Source organism: Lentzea pudingi, from assembly GCF_014646255.1.
GTDB lineage: Bacteria > Actinomycetota > Actinomycetes > Mycobacteriales > Pseudonocardiaceae > Lentzea > Lentzea pudingi.
This window is the reverse complement of the sequence record NZ_BMNC01000014.1, coordinates 61,578-84,367: the sequence shown is the minus strand read 5'-3', so window position 1 is coordinate 84,367 and position 22,790 is coordinate 61,578. Positions and strand designations below refer to the sequence as shown.

25 protein-coding genes are annotated in these 22,790 nt (G+C 68.8%); 22 read left to right on the top strand and 3 right to left on the bottom strand.

Features of this window, described 5'->3' with window-relative positions; genetic code table 11:
- The first annotated feature begins 86 nt into the window (after window positions 1–86).
- Both IEY88_RS34125 and IEY88_RS34120 read left to right on the top strand, forming a co-directional pair.
- Window positions 87–1,172, top strand: a complete 1,086-nt coding sequence (locus IEY88_RS34125) for a ThiF family adenylyltransferase (protein ID WP_189159134.1) — start codon at window positions 87–89, stop codon at window positions 1,170–1,172.
- Window positions 1,169–1,741: a GNAT family N-acetyltransferase gene (locus tag IEY88_RS34120; RefSeq protein WP_189159034.1), complete on the top strand. Its 573-nt coding sequence runs from the start codon at window positions 1,169–1,171 to the stop codon at window positions 1,739–1,741. The genes IEY88_RS34125 and IEY88_RS34120 overlap by 4 nt, the downstream gene beginning before the upstream one ends.
- On the opposite strand, the gene IEY88_RS34115 is transcribed toward IEY88_RS34120, so the two are convergent.
- Both IEY88_RS34115 and IEY88_RS34110 read right to left on the bottom strand, forming a co-directional pair.
- A complete protein-coding gene (locus IEY88_RS34115; RefSeq protein ID WP_189159033.1) occupies window positions 1,728–2,720 on the bottom strand; it encodes a DUF5667 domain-containing protein in 993 nt (330 codons plus the stop codon). The two genes, IEY88_RS34120 and IEY88_RS34115, sit on opposite strands and share 14 nt — an antisense overlap.
- 138 nt (window positions 2,721–2,858) lie before the next feature.
- The gene (locus IEY88_RS34110; protein WP_229694030.1) at window positions 2,859–3,434 is read right to left on the bottom strand and encodes a sigma-70 family RNA polymerase sigma factor; all 576 of its coding nucleotides are present in this window, start codon (window positions 3,432–3,434) and stop codon (window positions 2,859–2,861) included.
- 210 nt (window positions 3,435–3,644) lie between these two features.
- Between IEY88_RS34110 and IEY88_RS34105 the strand changes: the two genes are divergently transcribed.
- The 17 genes from IEY88_RS34105 to IEY88_RS34025 all read left to right on the top strand — a co-directional run bounded on the left by IEY88_RS34105 (window position 3,645) and on the right by IEY88_RS34025 (window position 18,072).
- Entirely contained in the window at window positions 3,645–5,120 is a 1,476-nt protein-coding gene (locus tag IEY88_RS34105; RefSeq protein WP_189159031.1) for an AMP-binding protein, read from the top strand.
- Window positions 5,121–5,124: 4 nt separating this feature from the next.
- Window positions 5,125–5,364 (top strand): glutaredoxin family protein, encoded by a 240-nt coding sequence (locus IEY88_RS34100; RefSeq protein ID WP_189159030.1) that lies wholly within the window; start codon window positions 5,125–5,127, stop codon window positions 5,362–5,364.
- Between the two features lie 88 nt (window positions 5,365–5,452).
- Window positions 5,453–6,922, top strand: coding sequence for a molybdopterin-dependent oxidoreductase (locus IEY88_RS34095; RefSeq protein WP_229694029.1), 1,470 nt, complete (start codon window positions 5,453–5,455; stop codon window positions 6,920–6,922).
- A 169-nt stretch (window positions 6,923–7,091) separates the two neighbouring features.
- Entirely contained in the window at window positions 7,092–7,847 is a 756-nt protein-coding gene (locus IEY88_RS34090) for a redox-sensing transcriptional repressor Rex (protein ID WP_189159028.1), read from the top strand.
- A 37-nt stretch (window positions 7,848–7,884) separates the two neighbouring features.
- Window positions 7,885–9,198 carry a glutamyl-tRNA reductase gene (locus tag IEY88_RS34085; protein ID WP_189159027.1) on the top strand — a complete coding sequence of 438 codons (1,314 nt, stop codon included), beginning with the start codon at window positions 7,885–7,887 and terminating at the stop codon, window positions 9,196–9,198.
- Entirely contained in the window at window positions 9,195–10,130 is a 936-nt protein-coding gene (gene hemC / locus IEY88_RS34080; protein WP_189159026.1) for a hydroxymethylbilane synthase, read from the top strand. Before IEY88_RS34085 ends, hemC begins: the two co-directional genes overlap by 4 nt.
- A gap of 18 nt (window positions 10,131–10,148) precedes the next feature.
- Window positions 10,149–11,681, top strand: a complete 1,533-nt coding sequence (locus IEY88_RS34075) for a bifunctional uroporphyrinogen-III C-methyltransferase/uroporphyrinogen-III synthase (RefSeq protein WP_189159025.1) — start codon at window positions 10,149–10,151, stop codon at window positions 11,679–11,681.
- A gap of 77 nt (window positions 11,682–11,758) precedes the next feature.
- The gene (gene hemB, locus IEY88_RS34070) at window positions 11,759–12,733 is read left to right on the top strand and encodes a porphobilinogen synthase (RefSeq protein WP_189159024.1); all 975 of its coding nucleotides are present in this window, start codon (window positions 11,759–11,761) and stop codon (window positions 12,731–12,733) included.
- Window positions 12,718–13,224: a hypothetical protein gene (locus IEY88_RS34065; protein ID WP_189159023.1), complete on the top strand. Its 507-nt coding sequence runs from the start codon at window positions 12,718–12,720 to the stop codon at window positions 13,222–13,224. Before hemB ends, IEY88_RS34065 begins: the two co-directional genes overlap by 16 nt.
- 10 nt (window positions 13,225–13,234) lie before the next feature.
- A complete protein-coding gene (locus IEY88_RS34060; RefSeq protein WP_189159022.1) occupies window positions 13,235–13,678 on the top strand; it encodes a hypothetical protein in 444 nt (147 codons plus the stop codon).
- Window positions 13,675–14,079, top strand: coding sequence for a hypothetical protein (locus IEY88_RS34055; protein ID WP_189159021.1), 405 nt, complete (start codon window positions 13,675–13,677; stop codon window positions 14,077–14,079). Before IEY88_RS34060 ends, IEY88_RS34055 begins: the two co-directional genes overlap by 4 nt.
- Entirely contained in the window at window positions 14,076–14,810 is a 735-nt protein-coding gene (locus IEY88_RS34050) for a hypothetical protein (RefSeq protein ID WP_189159020.1), read from the top strand. Before IEY88_RS34055 ends, IEY88_RS34050 begins: the two co-directional genes overlap by 4 nt.
- Entirely contained in the window at window positions 14,810–15,229 is a 420-nt protein-coding gene (gene mce1N / locus IEY88_RS34045; RefSeq protein ID WP_229694028.1) for a transport-regulating membrane protein Mce1N, read from the top strand. The genes IEY88_RS34050 and mce1N overlap by 1 nt, the downstream gene beginning before the upstream one ends.
- Before the next feature lie 5 nt (window positions 15,230–15,234).
- The gene (locus tag IEY88_RS34040) at window positions 15,235–15,585 is read left to right on the top strand and encodes a hypothetical protein (RefSeq protein ID WP_189159019.1); all 351 of its coding nucleotides are present in this window, start codon (window positions 15,235–15,237) and stop codon (window positions 15,583–15,585) included.
- Window positions 15,586–15,596: 11 nt separating this feature from the next.
- On the top strand, window positions 15,597–16,892 hold the full coding sequence (hemL, locus tag IEY88_RS34035; RefSeq protein ID WP_189159018.1) for a glutamate-1-semialdehyde 2,1-aminomutase: 1,296 nt from the start codon (window positions 15,597–15,599) through the stop codon (window positions 16,890–16,892).
- Entirely contained in the window at window positions 16,889–17,518 is a 630-nt protein-coding gene (locus tag IEY88_RS34030; protein WP_189159017.1) for a histidine phosphatase family protein, read from the top strand. Before hemL ends, IEY88_RS34030 begins: the two co-directional genes overlap by 4 nt.
- Window positions 17,515–18,072 (top strand): TlpA family protein disulfide reductase, encoded by a 558-nt coding sequence (locus tag IEY88_RS34025; protein ID WP_189159016.1) that lies wholly within the window; start codon window positions 17,515–17,517, stop codon window positions 18,070–18,072. Before IEY88_RS34030 ends, IEY88_RS34025 begins: the two co-directional genes overlap by 4 nt.
- Before the next feature lie 369 nt (window positions 18,073–18,441).
- Here IEY88_RS34025 and IEY88_RS34020 read toward each other — a convergent pair whose 3' ends face one another.
- Window positions 18,442–19,428, bottom strand: a complete 987-nt coding sequence (locus IEY88_RS34020) for a M64 family metallopeptidase (protein WP_189159015.1) — start codon at window positions 19,426–19,428, stop codon at window positions 18,442–18,444.
- Window positions 19,429–19,559: 131 nt separating this feature from the next.
- On the opposite strand from IEY88_RS34020, the gene IEY88_RS34015 reads away from it, so the two are divergent.
- The 3 genes from IEY88_RS34015 to ccsB are packed head-to-tail and all read left to right on the top strand — an operon-like array spanning window position 19,560 to window position 22,770.
- On the top strand, window positions 19,560–20,336 hold the full coding sequence (locus tag IEY88_RS34015; RefSeq protein ID WP_189159014.1) for a cytochrome c biogenesis CcdA family protein: 777 nt from the start codon (window positions 19,560–19,562) through the stop codon (window positions 20,334–20,336).
- Between the two features lie 41 nt (window positions 20,337–20,377).
- The gene (gene resB / locus IEY88_RS34010; protein WP_189159132.1) at window positions 20,378–21,853 is read left to right on the top strand and encodes a cytochrome c biogenesis protein ResB; all 1,476 of its coding nucleotides are present in this window, start codon (window positions 20,378–20,380) and stop codon (window positions 21,851–21,853) included.
- Window positions 21,853–22,770 (top strand): c-type cytochrome biogenesis protein CcsB, encoded by a 918-nt coding sequence (ccsB, locus tag IEY88_RS34005; protein WP_189159013.1) that lies wholly within the window; start codon window positions 21,853–21,855, stop codon window positions 22,768–22,770. The genes resB and ccsB overlap by 1 nt, the downstream gene beginning before the upstream one ends.
- Window positions 22,771–22,790 lie beyond the last annotated feature (20 nt).

The window sequence follows — 22,790 nt, the reverse complement described above, 5'->3', positions numbered from 1 at the left end:
AACCACATTCACTCCGTGTGTTCGGTCCGACACGGGCTGATGTACTCCGTTCGGCCCATCGGTGATGATCTACTCCGGCCGTGAACATGATCGTTTCTGCGTTATCCGCACCTGCCGAGCGGTTCGACAGCGAGTCCTGGCGGCCTGAGCTCCTGGACGGGGGGCAGCTCGCCGATCTGCTCGTGAGTGGGCGGGTTGGTGCTGTGCACGACGGGATTGATGCCCAGATCGAGGAGTTGGTCTCCGCTCGGGAGCCTGGTCTCGTTCGGACTCCTGGTGAGTGGGCTGCCGCCAAGGCCCAGGTGCTCGGTGGGCGGGATCCTGTTGATTACGGAACGTGGGCGTTCTATCCCTGGAGTGGGCGGCTGGTGCACGTGCTGCCGCGTGATGAGTTCCGGGTTGTTCGGACTGACCGCAACCGGAACAAGATCACGCGTGAGGAGCAGCAGGTACTGCTCGGCAAGCGGGTTGCGGTGGTCGGGTTGTCGGTGGGCAACAGTGCTGCGCTCACCGCTGCGATGGAGGGGGTCGGGGGGAGTTTTCGGCTTGCTGATTTTGATCGGCTCGGGCTTTCGAACCTCAACCGGTTGCGCACTGGGGTGCACGAGCTCGGTGTTGAGAAGACCGTGTTGTGTGCTCGGCAGCTGTTCGAGCTCGATCCGTACCTGGACGTCGAGATCTGGCGGGACGGGCTGACCGGCGAGAACCTTGCGGGCTTCCTGGATGGTGCGGACCTCGTCGTGGAGGAGTGCGATACGGCGTGGGTCAAGGTCGCTGTGCGGGAGCAGGCGCGTGAGCTGGGGATTCCTGTGCTGATGGACACCAACGACCGGGGGCTGCTCGACGTCGAGCGGTTTGACCTGGAGCCTGACCGGCCGTTGTTGCACGGGCGGGTTGGTGACATCACGGCTGCTGACGTTGCCGGGCTCGACCGGGCCGAGATGGTGCGGTTGATGGTGCGGATGGTGGACGGGTCGCAGATCAGCCCTGCGTTGACGCAGGCCATGACCGAGATCGGGCGGACGTTGAGCAGTTGGCCGCAGCTGGCCTCCGGAACGATGCTTGGCGGGGCGATCGTCACCGATGCTGCGCGTCGGATCCTGCTGGGCAAGCCGCAGGCGTCCGGGCGCTTTTATGTCGACCTCGAGCGTCTTGTCGGCGGTGCTCCATGACGGTGCTCATCGGGCGGAACGTTCGGTTGCGTCCCCTCGAAGAGGGTGATTTGCCCGTTTACCAGCGGATTTACGGCAGTCCGGTGCTCACGCGGTACCTCGGCGTTGACCGGATGACGGCGGAGAAGGCCACCGCCGCGTTCTACACGCCCTCGCCGCGCAAGCTCGTTTTTGCGATCACGTCGCACGACGACGACACGATGGCCGGGATGATCGGGCTGTTGCTGGAGGAGTACGGCAGCAACGCCATGTGCACGGGGCTGGTGATCCTGCCCGGTTCGCCGCTGAAGGGGTGCGGGTCGGAGGCGGGGCGGCTGCTGTTCGCGCACGCGTTCGGGCAGCTCGGCATCCACCGCGTGTGGGCCGGTCATCGGTCCGACCACGGGCTGATGAGCGGTGTCATGACAGGTGCGGGACTCGAGCCCGAGGCGACCCTGCGCGAGTTGTTCCACACGCAGGGCCGGTGGCACGACGTCACGACCTACGCGGCCGTCGAGCACCGGTGGCGCGAGCAGGCGTCACCGGAGGAGCTCGCGATCATGCGCGGAGCCGTGCTCAGCCGAAGCTGATGCCGGGCAGCAGCGGCAGCGAGATGCTCGGCAGCGGCAGGGGCAGGGGGATCGTGATTCCCGGCTTGCCGGACGTGGGCGGGGTCGAGGTGCCCGGCTTCGCCGACGGCGCGGTCGACGTGCCCGGTGCCACCGACTGGGTGGGCTGCACGGACGGGTTCGCCGAACCGGTCGGTGCGGGCGGGTTCGAGGTGCTCGGCTGCACCGCGGACGGCCTGCTGCCCGGTGGCGTGCTCGGGTCGGTGACCACCGCGGCGCACTCGTCCCTGGCGGGCAGCGGGCCGAGCGGGTCGGAGGAACCGCTGGTCACGGCGTCGCAGTCCACCCTGGCGGCCAGGTCGTGGGCCCGCTGGGCGATGCTCGCGAGCAGCCACATCGTGGTGTCGGCGTGGGCTCGTGCGTCGTCGGGCAGGCGGGTGCGCAGGGTGCCGAGCTTCACGTACTGGGCCAGCGCCCACTCGTTGAGGGCCGGCAGCGCCGTCCGGTCCGACGACGTGGCGTACTCGGTGAGCTGGCGGGCGCCCTCGACCGCGTCGGCGTCGAGGTCGGTCAGTGCCGTGAGCTGGGCCGCCGAGTCCGACTCGCGGTCGGCCAGGGTCTCCATCTCGGTGACCCTGGACGCGGCGAACTCGAGGTGCTTGAGGGCTCGGTCCTCGTCGTCGAACGTCAGGCCGAGCGAGGCGCTTTCGGTGGTGCGCTTGATGCCGTAGAGCGGGTCTCCCGGGAGCGCGTCACGGCTGAGCAGCACGCTCATACCGGCGAGGGACAGCAGCAAGCAGAGGACCGCGGCCGCTGCGACTGCCACTCGTGCGCGCGCTCCCACCCGTCTTACCGACGGGAGCACCAGCGGCTTCTCGGGTGGGGGCGCCGTGAGCACGCGCTGTTTCATCCGTTCGCGCGTCTCCGCGTCCGGGCCGACGTCCACCCGCCGGAGGAGTTCGACGATCGCGAGGTCCTCAGCGAGGTCGTCGTTCCCCACCGGCTGTGGGCCGCCTTCAACGGCACGGGCGAATCGCTCGTGCTCCGTCTGCCGCCACCGCGGTGTTCTTCCCTTGCCGTCCATCTCAGCCCGAGTAACGAAGTTGATCTGCTTTGGGTTACGCCCCTGCGATCGCGATCACCGCAACCAGGACGGGAGGATCTGTGCGAGCCGCCTCACGGCCCGGTGTTGGAGTGCCTTCACGGCGCCCTCGTTGCGGTCCATGATCTGTGCGACCTCGGACACCGACTTGCCTTCGATGAACCTCAGCACGATGCAGTCGCGCTGGTCGTCACCCAACTGTGAGACGCACCGGAGCAGCTCCGCGTTGGTCGCCTCGGTCATGACCTCCTGCTCGGGTCCGCTCGTCTCCTCGCGGTTGTCCTGCAGTTCGGCGGTCGTGACCTCGAGCCGGTAGCGGCTCGACTTCACGTGGTCGTACACGATGTTGCGGGCGATCGTGACGAACCACGCCCCCACGTCGCGGCCCTGGTAGCTGACCGAACCGATGCTGCGCAGCGCGCGCAGGAACGTCTCGCTGGTCACGTCCTCGGCGAACGCGCGATCGCCGCCCACCCGGAAGAGGACATAGCGGAAGACCATGTCGACGTACTGGTCGTAGAGCACTCCGAACGCCTCGGTGTCACCCTCTTGGGCGGCCTTGACGAGCTGCCACGGCTCGTCTGCGGCGTTGTCGTGCTGACCCCCCGTCATGGTTCGGGTGGTCCTGATCGTGTTCGGTCGTGCCCGCGCGGTCATCGGCTCGCGGCACCTCCACAGAGTCGCCGTGGCGGCAGCATACGTGTGGTTACTCCGTAGTAGGTAGCGGACGGGTCCTGATGTGAAGACGTGCCAACCGCGACTTCATGACGCTCGTCACGCGTGGAAGACTGCTCGCAGCGCCCAGTTGTTCATGAGGAGGCCATGTTGACTTCCGCTCGCAATGTGTCAGATCTGGTCCGTGCTTCGGCACAGCGGGGACCCAGCCACGTCGCCCTGGTCGACGTAGCGAGCGGTAAGAGCCTCACGTGGGAAACCATCGACCGTGCGACCGATGCTTTCGCCCGCCGTTTGGCCGATTCCGGACTCGAACCGGGCGACCGAGTGGCGGTACGGCTGCCCACGAGCCCCGAGTTCGCGGTGGCCGTGTTCGGAATTCTCCGCGCGGGCGGCGTCGTGGTGCCCACCGGCCCCGGCAACCCGCCGCGCGAGCTCCAGCGGATCCTGGCCGACTCCGGGGCCGCGTTGCTCGTGGGCGACGGCGAGGGTTCCGACGCCCAGGTGGTCGAGGTGCCGGACGTCACCGCGACGGCCGAGCCCTTCGAGGCCGTCCGGGGCGGTGAGGACCTGGCGGTGCTCGGCTACACCTCGGGCACGTCCGGGGTGCCGCGCGGAGCGATGCTGTCCCACCGCGCGCTGCTCGCGAACGTCTCGCAGTGCGCCTCGCTGCGCCCCGCCCCCGTGACGGCGGGCGACCGGGTGCTGCTCGCGCTGCCGTTGTTCCACGTCTACGGCCTCGGCCCCGGCCTGCTGCAGGTCGCGGGCGCCGGTGCCACGGCGGTCCTGCTGGAGCGCTTCGAGCCCTCCAACGTCCTGGACGTCATCGAGGAGCACCGCGTCACCACCATGGTCGGCGTGCCGCCCATGTACCGGGCGCTGCTCGCCCACCCCGTCGAGGTGCTGCGCGAGAAGCTGGCGACGGTCAGGTTGTTCACGTCCGGCGCGGCCCCGCTGCCCGCGGGCGTCATCGCGGAGATGCGCGGCGCGATCGGCATCCCGATCTTCGAGGGCTACGGCCTGACCGAGACGGGCCCGGTGCTCACGTCCACGCTGGTCGGCGGCACGCCGAAGCCCGGCTCGGTCGGTCAGGCGCTGCCCGGCGTCGAGATCCGCCTGGTCGACACGGACGGCTCGGTGCTCGACATCGACGAGGACGAACCCGGCACCGGCCTGGTGTCCGCGAAGGGCGACAACCTCTTCAGCGGCTACTGGCCCGACGGCGCGCACGGCCCGGACTCGTCCGGCTGGTTCCGCACGGGCGACGTCGGGTTCATCGACGCCGACGGCGACCTGCACCTGGTCGACCGCGCCGGCGACCTGATCATCGTCAACGGCTTCAACGTCTACCCGCACGAGGTCGAGCAGGTCGTCGGCGAGATGTCCGAGGTCCTGGAGGCCGCGGCCGTCGGCGTGCCCGACGAGAGGACCGGCGAGTCGGTGAAGGTCGTCGTGGTCCTGAGCGACGGCCAGGAGCTGTCGAGCGACCAGGTCGTGGCCCACTGCGCCGCCCGCCTGGCCAAGTTCAAGGTGCCGACGGTGGTGGAGTTCGCCCAGACCCTGCCGCACTCGGCCACCGGCAAGCTGGCCCGCGCCGTGCTGCGCAGGCCTTTGGGAGCATGAACGCATGTCCCACCACGTGACGTTGATGAGCCGGGTCTCCTGCCACTCCTGCGAGGAGGCGGCCGTGGAGATCGAACGGATCTGCGCGGACCTGGGCGCGACCTGGTCCGTCGAGGACGTGGACAGCGATCCGGAGCTGCGGGCCGAGTACGGGGACCGGGTGCCGGTGTTCCTGGTCGACGGGGCCGAGCACGGGTACTGGAAGGTGGAGGAGGACCGCCTGCGGGCGGCCCTCGCCGGGTGACCCCGCGGCCGAGTTCCTGCCGGGAAGGTGATTACCGGGGGCTTACGACCTGAGCGAACCAGGGCCCGGCGGGTGTCGAATGGGAAGCATGAAGCCCGCCAAGGCCGCCCTCGCCGGACTGCTCGCGCTCGTCGCCGCCCTCGCGGCCGGGCACCTGGTGGCCGCCTTCGTGGGCCTGAGCGCCTCGCCGTACCTCGCCGTGGGCAACGCCGCGATCGACCTCACGCCGTCGTGGCTGAAGGACTTCGCGGTCACCACGTTCGGCACCTACGACAAGCTCGTGCTGCTGATCGGCATGGGGATCGTGCTCGCGGCCATCGGGGTCGGAGCCGGGCTCGCCAGCAGGAACAGTCCCGCGCCGGGAACGCTGGTCGCCGTGCTGCTCGGGTTCGTGGGGGTCGCGGCCGTCGTGACCAGGCCGGACGTCGGCCAGCTCGCCGTCCTCGCGCCCGTGGCCAGCACCGCCGCGGGCGTCTACGTGTTCCGCTACCTGCACAAGGAGGCCGAGGAGAGCGAGAGCCGGCGCGGTTTCCTGATCACCGCCGGGCTGTCGGTCTTCGCCGGGGTCGCGGGGCAGCTGTTCGGCGCTCGGACGGACGTCGAGGGCAGCAGGCAGGCCGTCGGCGACCTCACGCCGAAGGTCAAGGCGCCGGAGATCCCGTTCAACGCCGACTTCGTCAAGGACGGCAGTCCGAGCTTCATCACCAGCGGCAAGGACTTCTACCGGATCGACACGGCGCTGAGCGTGCCGCGGATCCGGGCGGAGGAATGGGCGTTGCGGGTGCACGGCATGGTCGAGCGGCCGAGCGTGCTCACGTTCGAGGAGATCCGCAGCAGGGACCTGGTCGAGGAGACCGTCACGCTGACCTGCGTCTCCAACGAGGTGGGCGGGCCTTACATCTCCACGGCCAATTTCATCGGCGTGAGGATCGGTGACGTGCTGCGGGAAGCCGGCGTTAAGGCCGGCGCGGACCAGCTGTTCAGCACCAGCGACGACGGGTTCACGGCCGGCAGCCCGCTCGACTACGTGCTGGAACGCGGGCTGATCGCGATCGGCATGAACGGCGAGCCGCTGCCCGCCGAGCACGGGTTCCCGGCACGACTCGTGGTGCCCGGCCTCTACGGCTACGTCTCCGCGACCAAGTGGGTCACCGACCTCAACGTCACCACGTTCGCCAAGGACCAGGGCTACTGGATCCCGCGCGGCTGGGCGACGCGCGCGCCGATCAAGACGTCCTCGCGGATCGACCGGCCCCAGCGGATGGGCAAGGTCCAGGGCAAGGCCGTCATCGCGGGCACGGCGTGGGCGCAGCCGAAGGGCGTGGCGAAGGTCGAGGTCCGCATCGACGGCGGACCGTGGCGGGAGACGGAGCTCGCCGCCGACGTCAGCGACACCACGTGGCGCATGTGGAAGATCGAGCTGGAGCTGTCGCAGGGCAGTCACACGGTCGAGTGCCGGGCCACCGACAAATCCGGGTTCACCCAGGACCAGGCACGCCTGGACCCGGTTCCCGACGGTGCGACGGGATGGCACTCGGTCACCTTCACCGTCGAGTAGGCGCTCACCCCGTAGTGATCATGAACCGAGGAAGCGCTGGTCACGCCCTGTCACCAGCGCTGTGACACCTGATCACCGACTTTGTGCATGCGTTCACAAGCGGTACGGTGTGGGTAATCACCAGCGCCGCGGGGTCCCTGCGGTGAAGCACACCCGGAGGTCGGAGAGCGTGGCATCACAGCGGGGCGAAGGTGAGACGACCACGACCCCTGCGGAGGCTGCCGACAAGGAGCGCGCCCGCGCGATCCCCGAGGCCGCCGTGGCCCGGCTCGCCGTGTACCTCCGCGTGCTGTCGGGCATGTCCGAGAGCGGCGTCACGGCCGTCTCCAGCGAGGAGCTGAGCCAGGCCGCCGGCGTCAACGCGGCGAAGCTCCGCAAGGACCTGAGCTACATCGGCAGCTACGGCACGAGGGGCGTCGGCTACGACGTCGAGGTCCTCGTCAGCCACATCGAGCGCATCCTCGGCCTCACCCGGAACCACTCGGTGGCCGTCGTCGGCATCGGTAACCTTGGTCACGCTCTCGCGAACTACGGCGGGTTCCCCGGCCGTGGTTTCCCGGTCACCGCCCTCTTCGACGTGGACGCCGATCTCGTCGGAATCCCTGTTGGGGGCATCCCCGTCAACCACATCGACGAGATCACCGCGATCTGCCGCGAGCGCGAGGTGTCGATCGGTGTCATCGCGACGCCGCCGCCCGCCGCTCAGTCGGTTTGCGACCGTTTGGTATCTGCGGGCGTCCAGTGCATTCTGAACTTTGCACCAGTTGTCCTTCAGGTTCCAGACAACGTCGAGGTGCGCAAGGTTGACTTGGCGGTCGAGATGCAGATCCTGTCGTTCCACGTCGCTCGACGTGCGGACGAGGCTGCCAGCGTCTCGGTCGGCAACAACGGACTCGGTGTGGACGGGATGGTGATTCGCCCGTGAACGTGAGCCAGGCGGCTCCGGCAGACGTGGTGAGTGCATGAGCGTGCTCGTAGTCGGTCTGTCGCACCGCACCGCCCCCGTCCCGGTCCTGGAACGCGTCACCGTGGCCGAGCCGGACCTGCCCAAGGTCCTCGGCCAGCTGCTCGCCGCCCCCAGCGTCTCCGAGGCGATGGTCCTGTCGACCTGCAACAGGGTCGAGGTCTACGCCGTCGTCGAGTCGTTCCACGGCGGTATGTCCGAGGTCGTCGAGGTTCTCGCGCAGCACGCGCAGATCGAGCCCCAGTCGCTCTACGAGCACTTCTACGTGCACTACGCCGCCGCTGCCGTCGAGCACCTGTTCTCCGTCGCGGCCGGCCTCGACTCGATGGTCGTCGGCGAGTCCCAGATCCTCGGCCAGCTGCGCGGTGCGTACGCGGCGGCGGACGAGGCGGGCACCGTCGGCAGGACCGTCCACGAACTCACCCAGAACGCCCTGCGCGTCGGCAAGCGTGTGCACGCCGAGACGGGCATCGACCACGCGGGTGCGTCGGTCGTGTCCGAGGCCCTCGGCGACGCGGAGGCCCACCTCGGCACGCTGGTCGGCAGGCGCGCGCTGATCGTCGGCGCCGGTGCCATGGGTGGCCTGGCCGCCGCCCACCTGCGCCGGGCGGGCGTCGGAGAGGTCGTCATCGCGAACCGGACGCAGGCCAACGGTGTGCGTCTCGCCACGTCGCTGAAGGCCGAGGGCGTCCCCGCGACGGCCGTCGACCTGAGCGCGCTGGCCGTCGAGATCGACCTCGCGGACATCGTCTTCGCGTGCACCGGGTCGGTCGACACGGTCGTCCGCGCCGACATGATCAGCAAGCGCTCGCGGCCGCTGGTCGTGTGCGACCTGGGCCTGCCCAAGGACGTCGACCCGGCTGCCGCCGCTCTGCCGAACGTTCGTGTGGTGGACCTGGAAACGCTGCAGCGCCGCCTCTCCGACGCGCCCGCGGGCCAGGACACGCGCCTGGCCGTCCAGCTCGTCGCCGGCGAGGTGAAGGCCTACCTCGCGGGCCAGCGGTCCGCCGAGGTCACGCCGACCGTCACGGCCCTGCGCAAGCGGGCGGCCGAGGTGGTCGACGCCGAACTGCTCCGTCTTGATTCGCGACTTCCCGAACTGGACCCCGCGACACGCGGTGAATTGGCCAAGACGGTGCGCCGCGTTGTAGACAAGCTCCTGCACACGCCGACCGTCAGGGTGAAGGAGCTCGCCTCCGCCCCTGGTGGTACCGGCTACGCGGAGGCTCTCCGCGAACTGTTCGGGCTCGACCCCCAGTCGCCTGGGGTTGTCAGTCAGACCAAGTCTTCTGTGGATGGTGAAACGCGGTGACCCGCACCCTACGGATCGGTACCCGAGGCAGCGCACTGGCGCTCGCGCAGACGGGGACCGTGGCCGAGTCGCTGAAGGCTGCCGGAGCCCAGGTCGAGATCGTCGTCATCAAGACGCCGGGCGACCTCTCCGACGCGCCCATCGCGCAGATCGGCATCGGCGTCTTCACGTCGGCTCTTCGTGACGCGCTCGCGAACGACGAGATCGACGTCGCCGTCCACTCGTACAAGGACCTCCCGACCGCGCCGGACCCCCGTCTGACGCTCGCGGCCGTGCCCCAGCGCGAAGACCCGCGCGACGCCCTGGTGGCGCGCGACGGTCTCACGCTCGGCGAGCTGCCGCCGGGCTCCACCGTGGGCACCGGTTCGCCGCGGCGGGCGGCCCAGCTGGAGGCCCTCGGCCTCGGGCTGAACATCGTTCCGTTGCGCGGCAACGTGGACACGCGCATCGGCAAGGTCCGCAACGGCGAGCTCGACGCGGTGGTGCTGGCTCGCGCCGGCATCTCGCGTCTCGGCCGCACAGCGGAGATCACCGAGAACCTGGAGCCCATCCAGATGCTTCCCGCACCCGCGCAGGGTGCGTTGGCAGTCGAGTGCCGGGTCGACGACGTCGACGCCGAGCACCTGATCCAGTCCACTTTGGACGATTCGGCCAGCCGGGCCGCTGTGACCGCTGAGCGCGCCATGCTGGCCGCGCTCGAGGCGGGCTGCAGCGCGCCGGTCGGCGCGCTGGCCGATGTGGTGGAAGACCTCGATGACGACGGGAAGGTCGTGTACCGACTTTCCCTGCGCGGGGTCGCAGCGACGCCGGAGAACGATCTCCTCCGTGCGTCCGCCACCGGTGACTTGACCGAAGCTGAGGGACTCGGCCGTGCGCTGGCCGCCGAGTTGCTCGACCTCGGGGCCGCCGTTCTCAGCGGTCCAGAGGCGTAATCGATGGGGAGTGCCCTGATGACCCGCGCACGCAAGACCCCCGGACGCGTCGCCTTCGTGGGCTCCGGCCCTGGCGACACCGGGCTGCTCACGGTCCGGGCCCACGACTTGCTCACCAGGGCTGAACTCGTGGTCACCGACCCGGACGTCCCCGCGGACGTCCTCGCGACCGTGCCCGAGGGAGTCGAGGTCCGCCCCGCTGTCGGCGAGGCCGCCGACGTGGCGAAGGACCTGGTGACCGAGGCGAAGAACGGTGCGACCGTTGTCCGCCTGGTCGCGGGGGACCCGCTGACCCTCGACTCGGTCGTGAAGGAGGCGCAGGCCGTCGCGAAGTCGACGATCCCGTTCGACGTCGTTCCCGGTGTGCCCTCGGGCACCGCGGTTCCGGCGTACGCGGGTGTCGCTCTCGGTGGCGTGCACACCGAGGTCGACGTGCGCGCCGTGTCGGACTGGGCGGGCCTCGCGGCCTCGCCCGGCACGCTGGTGCTGCACGCGACCGGTTCGCACCTGGCCGAGGCCGCGTCGAACCTGGTCGAGAACGGCCTCGCGCCGCAGACCCCGGTCGCCGTGACCGCCGAGGGAACCGGCTTCCAGCAGCGCACCATCGACACCACGCTGGCCGCGGTCGCGGCCGACGCCGGTGAGATGGGCGGCCCGCTGGTCGTCACCGTCGGTGCCGCCGCCGCCAACCGCCTGAAGCTCTCCTGGTGGGAGTCGCGGGCGCTGTACGGCTGGCGAGTGCTGGTCCCGCGGACCAAGGAACAGGCCGGCGCGATGTCCGAGCGCCTGCACTCGCACGGCGCGATCGCCGTCGAGGTGCCGACGATCTCGGTCGAGCCGCCCCGCAGCCCCGCGCAGATGGAACGTTCGGTCAAGGGTCTCGTCGACGGCCGCTACCAGTGGGTCGTCTTCACCTCGACCAACGCCGTCCGCGCGGTGTGGGAGAAGTTCCGCGAGTTCGGCCTGGACGCCCGTGCGTTCTCCGGCGTGAAGATCGCCTGCGTCGGTGAGGCCACGGCCGCGAAGGTGCGCTCGTTCGGCATCATCCCGGAGCTCGTGCCGTCCGGTGAGCAGTCGTCCGAGGGTCTCCTCAACGACTTCCCGCCCTACGACGACATCCTCGACCCGGTCGACCGCGTCCTGCTGCCGCGGGCCGACATCGCCACCGAGACGCTGGCCGCCGGCCTGCGCGAACGTGGCTGGGAGATCGACGACGTGACGGCGTACCGCACCGTGCGTGCGGCCCCGCCGCCCGCCGACACCCGCGAGATGATCAAGTCCGGTGGCTTCGACGCGGTGTGCTTCACCTCGTCGTCGACCGTGCGGAACCTGGTCGGCATCGCGGGCAAGCCGCACGCCCGCACGCTCGTCGCGTGCATCGGCCCGCAGACCGCCGAGACGGCGCGGGAGTTCGGCCTCCGGGTCGACGTGCAGCCCGAGGAGGCGAACGTGCCCGCGCTGGTCGACGCGCTGGCCGCCCACGCCGCCCGGTTGCGCGCCGAGGGAGCGCTGCCTCCTCCGCGCAAGACCAAGCGCCTGCGCAGGAGCTAGAACACACTGAAGCCGTCGGGGCCACTCAAGATCCTTTGGGTGGCCCCTTCGACTCTCTTCCGTCAGGGAGTCAGAAGATGTACCCACTTCACCGGCCGAGGCGTCTGCGCACGACGCCCGCCATGCGCCGCCTGGTCTCCGAGACCGAGGTGCGCCCCCGCCAGCTCGTGCTGCCGATGTTCGTCAAGGAAGGCGCCTCCGAGGCCGCCGAGATCAGCAGCATGCCGGGTGTCTACCAGCACACCCGTGACTCGCTGCGCAAAGCCGCGGTCGAGGCCGTGCAGGCAGGGGTCGGCGGCATCATGCTGTTCGGCGTCCCGGCCGTGCGCGACGCCGTCGGCTCCGGCGGCACCGACCCGGACGGCATCCTCAACGCCGCCCTGGCCGACCTGCGCGCCGAACTGGGCGACAGCACCGTTCTCATGTCGGACTGCTGCCTCGACGAGTTCACCGACCACGGCCACTGCGGCGTGCTCGCCGCCGACGGCAGCGTGGACAACGACGCGACCCTCGAGGTCTACGGCGAGATGGCCGTCGCGCAGGCGCGCGCCGGTGCCCACGTCGTCGGCCCGAGCGGCATGATGGACGGCCAGATCGCGTTCATCCGCAACGCTCTGGACGCCGCCGGTCTGCAGGACACCGGCATCCTCGCGTACGCGGCCAAGTACGCCTCGGCGTTCTACGGCCCGTTCCGCGACGCCGTCGAGTCGCAGCTCGCGGGCGACCGCAAGACCTACCAGCAGGACCCGGCGAACGCCCGCGAGGCGTTGCGCGAGGTGCAGCTGGACCTCGCCGAGGGCGCGGACATGGTCATGGTCAAGCCCGCCCTGCTGTACCTGGACGTGCTGCGCGCGGTCGCCGAGATCTCGGACGTTCCCGTTGCGGCGTACCAGATCTCCGGCGAGTACGCGATGATCGAGGCCGCCGCCCGCAACGGCTGGATCGACCGCGAGCGCTCGATCCTCGAGTCGCTCACGTCCATCCGCCGCGCCGGCGCGGACATCGTGCTCACGTACTGGGCAGTGGAAGCCGCCCGGTGGCTGGACCGGTAACTCCGCCCCCGAAGCTGATCGACGTCGCGCGCTGGCTGTGGATCGCCAGCGCGTGCGTCGGCATGCTGCGGTTCCTCGAACAGCTCCTCGACCGCGAGATGCTCGTCACCGAGGTGCGGCGGCAGAACCCTTCGATGGGCCAAGATCAGATCGACGCCAGCGTCAACAGTGGTGTCCTCTTCGGACTGCTGATCGCCCTGGCGCTGGTGGTCGCGTACACGCGGCTGGCGAACGCGATGGCGCGCGGCCGGAACTGGGCCCGGATCATGTTGACCGTGCTGGGCGGCGCCTCCGTCGCGTTCGGACTGTTCCGGTTGGTCGCCTGGGCCAGCGGGGCCGCGGCCTCGCTCGGAGTCGAGATGCGTCCGGTCGACCTGGCCGTCACGGCGGTCACCACCGTGCTGGACGCGGCCGCGATCGTGCTGATGTACCGGGTGTCCGCGCACTTCAGGAAGAGGGGCGCGGTGGACACCGCGTCCGTGCCGTCCTAAGTTCGCGATCGTGACGTCTCCGAAGGAATCGGGCCCTCCCGGCAAGATCACGGCGGGCTACTGGCTCGTCGTCGCCGGCTCGGTGCTCACCGTCCTGGCCGCGCTGTTCGTGCTGGTGATCAGGCAGGCCGTGATCGACGCCAACGTCCAGGCGAACACCGATCCGGCGAGGACGGTGGACACGATCACGAGGGACGTCGACCTCACGTGGATCTCGGCGCTGGCCGGCTCGCTGCTGATCGGTGGTCTCGCGGTGTGGTTCGCCCGCAAGGCCAGGGCAGGGGCGAAGAAGAGCCGCACCTCGCTCATGATCACCGTGCTGCTCGGGCTGTTCTACCAGCTCACGTTCAGCCCGCTGGGCGTCGTCGGCGCACTGGTGGGGATGGTCGGCCTCGCGTTCTTCTACCTCCGGGAGTCGACCGAGTACCTGACCGAGAGCGAGCAGCCGGCGTGAAGACCGACGACACTCCCCGGACCGTGCGCATCGCGGTCGGCCTGTGGCTCGCGACCGCGGTCTTCGTCCTCTTCACCACCGCCGGGCTGTGGTTCCAGCGCGGTGAGGTGCAGCGGTTGACCGGGTGGACGTCCGGGCAGGTCACGAGCTTCCTGGGCACGCTGACGGCGGTCGCGGTGATCTTCGTGGCGGCCTACGCGTGGCTGACGCGGCTGTTCCTGAAGCGCCGGAACTGGGCGCGGATCGCGTTGTCGTTCATCGCGGTCGTGCACATGATCTGGATCCTGTTCGTGGGCGTCAGCGCGTCGAGTTTGGTCACGTTGCTGCTCATCTGCCTCGCAATCGTCTTCACGTGGCAGGCGCGTACGGCACAGTGGCTGGCGGAGGTGCGTGAGCAGTGAGCAACCCGCAGGACCCGAACCCCTGGCAGCCGAACCCCGAGACCCCGCAGAGGCCTCCGGGCAACCAAGGTTCGACGGCCGGGACGTACGAGGTGACCGCCGTGAACAACATGGGGCTGCCGATGCCGCCCGCGCCGGAGATGGCGCCGCCCCTGGACCACGCGCAGTGGCAGAACCCGGCGAGCGTCTACCCAGGGGCTCCGGCGCCCGGTGGGCATTACCAGGTCAGCCAGGTCGCGAACGCCGGCTACGTGCAGCCGCTGCCGCCGGTGTTGTCGCACGAGCTGGCGCCACCGCGGCCGGCCACGATCACCGCCGCGATGTGGATCTGGATCGCGGCGGCCGTGCTCTCCGTCGCCGTGCTGCCGGTGATGTTGCTCGCCAACGCCGACTTCTTCGTCACCCAGGACAGCATCGTCACCGAGGAGGACCGGCAGGCCGCCGATCTCGGTGTGCGGGCGATGGCGGTGATCTTCGGGTTCGTGATGCTGGTCGCGGCCGCGCCGTACGTCGCGTTCGCGGTCGTGCTGCGCAACGGCCAGAACTGGGCGCGCATCCTGCTCACGATCCTCGCCGTGCTCGGGCTGCTGACGATGCTCGCGATCATCTTCGTCTCGATCGGCGCGGAGGTCTGGCAGCCGAGCGTGGCGATCAGCATCGTCGTGATCGGGCTGACCGTCGCGGCCGTCGTGCTGCAGTTCCTGCCCGCCTCGAACAGATTCGTCCGCTAGTGCTCTACCGCGAGTCCGGCAGCAGCTGGTGGCCGTTGCTGTGGGGTCCGGCGTTCGCGGTGGCCGGGTACCTGGTCGAGCTCATCACCGGACCCGCGTCCGTGGCGCTGTGGGCCATCGTCGGACTTCTGCTGACGGTCTGCGCGGTGGTGTGGGTGCACCTGCGGGTCAAGACCGGCAGCATGGAGCTCACGGCCGAGGAAGCCCAGTTCGGGCGCGAGAAGATCCCGGTCGCGATGATCGAGGCCTGCCAGGACGTCGGCGCGCCCACCGGGGCGAAGGTGCTCGGTGGCGGCTGGTCGGTGCCCAAGGGGACGACCGCGGTGCCGTTGCGGCTCGTCGACGGCACGGTGGTGCTGGCGTGGGCGCGCGATCCGGAAGCCTTCCTCGCGGCGTTGCGGCGGGTCGTGAGAAGGTGAGCGGCGTGACCGAGGCCGTGACCGAGCCGGAGACCGCGGTGGAAGAGCCTGAAGAGGTCCCGCCTGCCGGTCCTGGCCTGCACCAGCCCAAGCGGTGGCTCGTCGCCGCGGGCGAGGTCGTCGCGATCGTCCTGCTGGTGATCGTCGCCGTGTGGTGCTGGAACCGCGGCGTCGTGCACCTCGAGTACCCGGTCGAGGGCCGCGAGCCGCTGATCTCCACCCGCCTGCACGGCAACTGGCTGGGCACCGCCGCCGGTGCCGCCACGCTCGCCGTGGTCCTCGCGCTGGACGCGGTGAGGCAGATCATGCTGGCCCTGCGCGCCCGGCCGCAGGAAGCCGCCGACTCCGACATGTGAGACTGGGGTACGTGACTGCGAGTCGATCCCAGGCCCTGTTCGAGCGCGCGTCGACGCTGACCCCCGGCGGGGTCAACTCTCCGGTGCGGGCGTTCCACTCCGTCGGCGGCACCCCGCGTTTCATGGTTCGCGGCGAGGGCCCGCACCTGTGGGACGCGGACGGCAACCGGTACGTCGACCTGGTGGCGTCGTGGGGCCCGATGATCCTCGGGCACGCCCACCCCGCCGTGGTCGAGGCCGTGCAGAAGGCCGCCTCGTCCGGCCTGTCGTTCGGCACGCCGACCGAGGGTGAGATCGAACTCGCGGCCGAGCTCGTCGACCGCGTCGAGCCGGTCCGGCAGGTCCGCCTGGTCAACTCGGGCACCGAGGCCACGATGAGCGCGATCCGCCTCGCCCGCGGCTTCACCGAGCGCCGCAAGATCATCAAGTTCGCCGGCTGCTACCACGGTCACGTCGACGCGTTGCTCGCTCAAGCGGGCTCCGGCGTCGCGACCCTGGGCCTGCCCTCGTCCCCCGGTGTCACGGGCGCGCAGGCCGAGGACACGATCGTCCTGCCGTACAACGACGTCGAGGCCGTGCGCGCGGCGTTCGCGGAGAACCCCGGCACGATCGCCTGCATCATCACCGAGGCCGCGGCGGGCAACATGGGCGCCATCGCGCCGTCAGCCGGCTTCAACGAGGCCCTGCGCGAGATCTGCGACGCCGACGGCGCGTTGCTGATCATGGACGAGGTCATGACCGGCTTCCGCGTCTCGCGCGGCGGTTGGTACGGCCTGGAGCGCGTGCGCGGCGACCTCTACACGTTCGGCAAGGTCATGTCCGGCGGTCTGCCGGCGGCTGCGTTCGGCGGCCGTGCGGACGTGATGGCCCGGTTGGCGCCGTCCGGCCCCGTCTACCAGGCCGGGACGTTGTCGGGTAACCCCGTCGCGGTGGCCGCCGGCCTTGCGTCGTTGCGTGCCGCTGACGAGGACGTCTACCGGGCGCTGGACCGCAACGCGACTCGTCTGGGTGCGCTGTTCACGGCCGCGCTGACCGAGGCCGGTGTCGAGCACCGCGTGCAGTTCGCCGGGAACCTGGTGAGCGTGTTCTTCGGTTCTTCCGAGGTGAAGGACTACGCGGGTGCGCAGGCGTGCGAGACGTGGCGCTTCCCGCCGTTCTTCCACGCACTGCTGGAGCGAGGCGTGTACGCGCCGCCTTCGGCGTTCGAAGCCTGGTTCGTGAACGCCGCCATGGGTGAAGAGGAGTTCGCCGTGATCGCCGACGCGTTGCCGCATGCGGCCCGTGCTGCCAAGGAGGCCCGCAAGTGAGCCGCACCGTCGTCCACCTGCTCCGCCACGGTGAGGTGCACAACCCGACCGGGATCCTGTACGGGCGGCTGCCTGGTTTCAAGCTGTCGGAGCGGGGGCAGAAGCAGGCTTTGACCGTGGCTGAGCACCTCGCTGATCACGACATCGTGCATGTTGTCGCCTCGCCGTTGGATCGGGCTCAGCAGACTGCTGCTCCTATAGCCGACTCGCATCGGTTGGAGTTGGCTACCGATGAGCGGTTGATCGAGGCCGACAACCAGTTCGAGGGGTTGAAGGTCGCTGTGGGGGATGGGGCTCTGCGGTCGCCGCAGCACTGGCCGAAGCTCGTGAACCCGTTCCGGCCGTCTTGGGGGGAGCCGTACCTCGAGATCGCTCATCGGATGTTCGGGGCGGTGCAGAAGGCTCGGGCTGCTGCTGAGGGGCACGAGGCTGTGTGCGTTTCGCATCAGTTGCCTATTTGGACTGTGCGGCGGTTTCTCGAGGGGAAGCGGATGTGGCACGACCCTCGCCGTCGGGAGTGTTCTTTGGCGTCTTTGACGTCGTTGATTTTCGAGGGGGAGCAGCTTGTTCGGATTGCTTACTCCGAGCCGGTTGGGGCTACTGATCCTCGGGTGACTGGGGCATGAAGCGGTTCCTGGTTTTGGTGTTGTTGTTGGCTGGGTGTACCACTGGGAAGGATGCTGCTTCGGTTGGGGCTGGGGATTTTTATCTCGTTGCTCCTGGGGGGCAGGTCGAGATCCGGTATGCGGCTGGTGAGCGGAAGTTGTTGAAGGGGCTCGAGGGGGAGTCCCTGCTTGAAGAGGGTGCTGTTGTCCGGCTGTCCGATTACGCCGGCAAGCCTGTTGTCGTCAACATTTGGGGGGCCTGGTGTGGGCCCTGTCGGACTGAAGCTCCTGAGATGCAGAAATTGTTTGATGGTGGGACTCAGGTGCTTGGGGTTGATGTCAAGGAGACGTCGAAGGATCATCCTCGGGATTTTATGAAGGATCGGTCGTTGACTTATCCTTCTATTTATGATGCCTCTTCGCGTAGTTTTATCAACGTGTTCAGGGGGTTGCCGGCCAATGCTGTGCCTTCCACTTTTGTGGTGGACAAGGAGCACAAGGTTGCTGCTGTGTTCTTGGTGCCGGTGTTGGCTGCGGATTTGCAGGCTGTTTTGGATGAGTTGGGGCGGGAATAGTCGCGGCTCTTGGCGGGTGGCTGTTGCGGGCGGCGCGGTCACCTTGCGTGCTTCCCCTGGGGGCTCTGCCCCCAGACCCCCGGCAATCTGATCAGGGGGCCCGCGCTGCCCGTAGGTAGATGGCACGCCTGTTGCTTTGAGCGGCTGCCGGTTTCGTAGTTTGGGTGCGTCGGCGGTGGGGTCCCATCACGAGCCGAGCCAAGAGCGGGCCACATGCAGGTAGGGGTGTCAACTCGACGAAAAGCGTGTCGAGTTGACACCCCTACCTGCATGCAGCAAGAGCTATGGCGCGACTCGTGATGGGACCCCACCGCCCAGTGCGCTTGCTAAAGACGGCTCGCCTTCGGCATCGCGAAACCCAACCGGCTGCTACTCGGCTGGCGGGGTCACCGGCGTGTTGAGGGACGGGATCTTGGCCTTGAAGGCCTTGATCATGGCGTCCCTGCCGATCGAGTTGAACTGCTTGCCCAGGGTTCGCATGATCGAGTTGCCCGTGGGGCGGTAGAGGCCGCTCTTGTAGTAGCGGGCGCCCTCCACTGGGGCGATCACGCCGCCGTCCGGGGAGGGCTGGCCGAGGTATTCGCCCCACTTCGCGCCTGTGGGGTCCTTGGTCACGTTGATTTCTCGTGGTTCTGCGCCCGTGTAGTTGAGGTACGGGTAGTCGTATTCGTCTGCCAGGCCGCCGATCGAGTGGCCCAGCTCGTGGATTGCGATCTGGCCCGCCTGTGCGTTCGAGCCGGAGGCGGTGGCCACTGAGCCGCCTGCGCCGCCGTACTTCGTGGTGTTGCCTAGGGCGATCACCTGGTCGTATTGCGGGGCCAGGGCTGCGAATTCCTTGGCCTTGGTTTCGTTCACGCAGAGGAGGCGTTCTGTGTTCGCGTCTCTGCCCTGGCACCAGAAGCCCATGTCCAAGGCCGTGTTTTTGAGGAGGCCCTTGGTCGGGTCGTGGTCCACGCCTGACTCCGTGGAGATGACGTTGACCTGCCAGACGTTGAAGTACTCCTTGTAGCTGGCGAAGGGCTCTACCGCTGAGAGCTCTTCCCACTTGCTCTTCACGTTCGCCGTGTAGGTTTCCAGGTCTTCTGTGGTGTAGCCGTCGCCTACGAAGACCAGGTCGAAGCGGTCTGACGAGTCGCCGGTCACCTGGACTGGGATCACGTCTGCTGCTGCGAGGGCGCGGAGGGTCGTGGACTTCTCGCGCGGGGCCTTTGGCGTTTGGGTTTGGGTGATGGTGCCGTCTTCGTTGAAGACCTCGCGCCACTCCATCGCCGGGGCTGCGCCACCGGCTGGTACCTGCGCGAACAGTGCCAGCGCTGCCATCGTCAGCGTTGGGAGGACCAGCCGGGTGCGGTGCATGTGTTGACGCTAAGCAAGCGTGATGTCACCCACAAGCGGCAATTGTCGGTACTTTTGGCCCAACCGTTGTGTTGGATGCCAAGGCCATGCCGGTCGTGGCGTGATCTGGGCAACTACCTACTCTGAAGGCTGTGAACCCCACCGATCTGGCGATCTCCGGGCCCTTGCTGCTGGCCACCGGGGTTGCCTTGCTCGCGGGATTCATCTCCTTCGCGTCGCCCTGCGTGGTGCCGCTGGTGCCCGGGTACCTGGCCTACCTCGCTGGGCTGGTCGGGGCGGAGGCGCCTCGGGTCGAGGCCAACGAGCCCGCCAAGCGTGGGCGGTGGCGGGTGGCCGGTGCGTCGTTGCTGTTCGTGCTCGGGTTCACCGTTGTCTTTGCGTTGGCGTCCATGGCGATTCTTGGGGCGTCGGACGCGTTGTTCCTCAACGCTGATCTGTTCCAGCGCATCGGTGGGGTCGTCACGATCCTGATGGGGCTGGTGTTCCTCGGGCTTGTTCCGGCGCTGCAGAAGGACGTGCGGTTCCACACCAAGCCCAACGCTGGGCTGTTCGGGGCGCCCGTGCTCGGGGCTGTGTTCGCGTTGGGGTGGACGCCTTGTCTTGGGCCGACGTTGGCCGGGGTGCTTGCTGTTGCGCGTAGTACTGAGGTTGGGTCGTCCACGGCTCGTGGGGCCGTGTTGGTGCTTGCCTACTGCTTGGGTCTCGGGTTGCCGTTCGTGGTGCTGGCGCTCGGGGCTCGGTGGGCGCTGGGTGTGACGAAGTGGCTGCGCACGCACGCTCGGCAGGTGCAGGTCTTCGGTGGCGTGCTGCTGATTCTGGTCGGGATCGCGCTGGTCACCGGGCTCTGGGGTGAGTTCGTCGGGTGGCTGCGCTACTCGTTCGTCGACGTCGTGAGGCTGCCGCTCTAGTGATCGCCTTCCTCCGCAACACGTGGCGCGGGCTCACCTCGATGAGGACCGCGCTGACACTGCTGTTCCTGCTCGCGCTCGCGGCGATGCCCGGTGCGTTGCTGCCGCAGCTGTCGCTGAACGCGGCCAAGGTCGACGAGTACGTCGCCCAGCGCGGGTGGTGGGGGCAGTTGCTGCTCAAGCTCGGGTTCTTCGAGGTGTACGCCACGCCTTGGTTCGCCGCGATCTACCTGCTGCTGTTCACGTCCCTCGTCGGGTGTCTGCTGCCCCGCACGTGGGAGTACTTCAAGCAGATGCGCGCGAAGCCCGTGTTGACGCCGCGCAATCTCTCGCGGATGCCGCACCACGCGCAGGCCGAGCTCGACATCACGCCGGACGAGGCCGTCGCCAAGGCTCAGAAGGCCATGCGCGGCTGGCGGATGGAGACCGGCGAGGGCACGGTCAGCGCCGAGCGCGGGTTCCTGCGCGAGACCGGCAACCTGGTCTTCCACTTCGCGCTGCTGGGGCTGCTGGTCTCGTTCGCGCTGGGCAAGATGTTCAACTACGAGGGCCAGGTCATCGTCCAGGCCGACGGCGGCCAGTTCTGCAACGGCGGCATCTTCAACTACGACCAGTTCCGGCCCGGCCTGCGGGTCGACGGCACCGACCTCACGCCGTTCTGCGTCGAGATCGGCAAGTTCTCCGCCGAGTACCTCGACAACGGCCAGCCCGTCGGCTTCAAGGCCGACATCCGGTACCAGTCGGGCGACGACCTCGCGTCGAACACGTGGCGGCCGTACGCGCTGCAGGTCAACCACCCGTTGCGCACCGAGGGCGACCGCGTCTACCTGCTCGGCCACGGCTACACGCCGACGTTCACGGTGACGTTCCCCAACGGCGAGAAGCGCACGCAGGGCATCCAGTGGCTGCCGACCGACCAGCTCACGCTGGCCTCGGAGGGCGCCACGAAGTTCGACCCGCCCGGCATCACGGACTCCGAGACGCGGCGCAAGAACCAGATCGCGGTGACGGGTCTGCTGGCGCCGACGCCGTTGCTGCACGGCAACATCCTGAACTCGAAGTTCCCGGCGCTCAACGACCCGATGGTCGCCGTCGACGTGTACCGCGGCGACCTCGGGGTGGACGACGGGCGTGGCCAGTCGATCTTCTCGATCGACCAGAAGATGGTCGACCAGGGCCGGTTGCAGAAGGTCGCGCGCAAGAACCTCGCGCTGGGCGAGGAGATCGCGCTCGACGACGGCACCAAGGTGCGGTTCGACGCCGTGAACGACTGGGTGTCCCTACAGGTTTCGCACGACCCGACCCAGGGTTACGTGCTGGCGTTCGCCATCCTGATCATCCTCGGCCTGGGGGTCTCGCTGACCGTCAAGCGCCGCAGGGTGTGGGTGCGTGCGACCCGTCTGGAAGACGGGCGTACGTTGGTCGAGGTCGGCGGGCTCGCCCGTACTGACCAGGCAGGATACGGCGAGGAGTTCACGCGGCTGGCCCGCGCGGTGCTGAACGAGGAGAAGTCCTGATGCCGGTCAACGAGACCTTTGCGACCTACAGCGACTGGTTGTACCGCAGTGCGCTGGGCGTCTACTTCTTCGCGATCCTGCTCTACGGCGTGGAGCAGGCCTTCTCCCGTGCGCCGCGCAAGGCGGAAGCGCTGGTCGGAGCCGGCGGGCCGGACATCCTCGCGGATGCGCCCAAGTCCGAGCTGACGCGTGCCGAGCGCATCGGGCGCATGGGTGCCGCGATGACGGTCCTCGGTGCGGTGCTGCACCTCGGCTCGTTGGTCATGCGCGGTCTGTCGGCCGGGCGCGCGCCCTGGGGCAACATGTACGAGTACATGTCGTTGCTGTGCCTCGCGGCCGTGGTGACGTGGATCGTGCTGATGGCCAAGTTCCCGATCCGCCGCCTCGGCGTGTTCGTGCTCACGCCGATCCTGGTCCTGCTGTTCATCGGCGGCACCGTCCTCTACGCCGAGTCCGCGCCCGTCCAGCCGGCGCTGCGGTCGTACTGGCTGGTGATCCACGTCTCGGTCATCTCGATCTCGTCCGGTGTGCTGCTGATCCCGGGCGTGACGTCGATCCTCTACCTGCTCAAGGACGGCAACTCCGACCGCTTCCCGAAGCTCCCGTCCGCCGACGTGCTCGACCGCATGTCGTACCGGACCACCGTGCTCGCGTTCCCGCTGTTCACGGCCGGGATCATCCTCGGCGCGATCTGGGCGGAGGCGGCGTGGGGCCGGTTCTGGGGCTGGGACCCGAAGGAGACGGTCGCGTTCGTCTCGTGGGTGGTCTACGCGGCGTACCTGCACGCGCGGGCGACGGCCGGATGGCGTGGCCGTGGGGCCGCTTGGATCAACATCGCGGGCTTTGCCCTGAACGTGTTCAACCTGTTCTTCATCAACTTGGTCACCAGCGGGTTGCATTCGTACGCAGGTCTCTAACGAGTTAAGCCCCCAGGTCG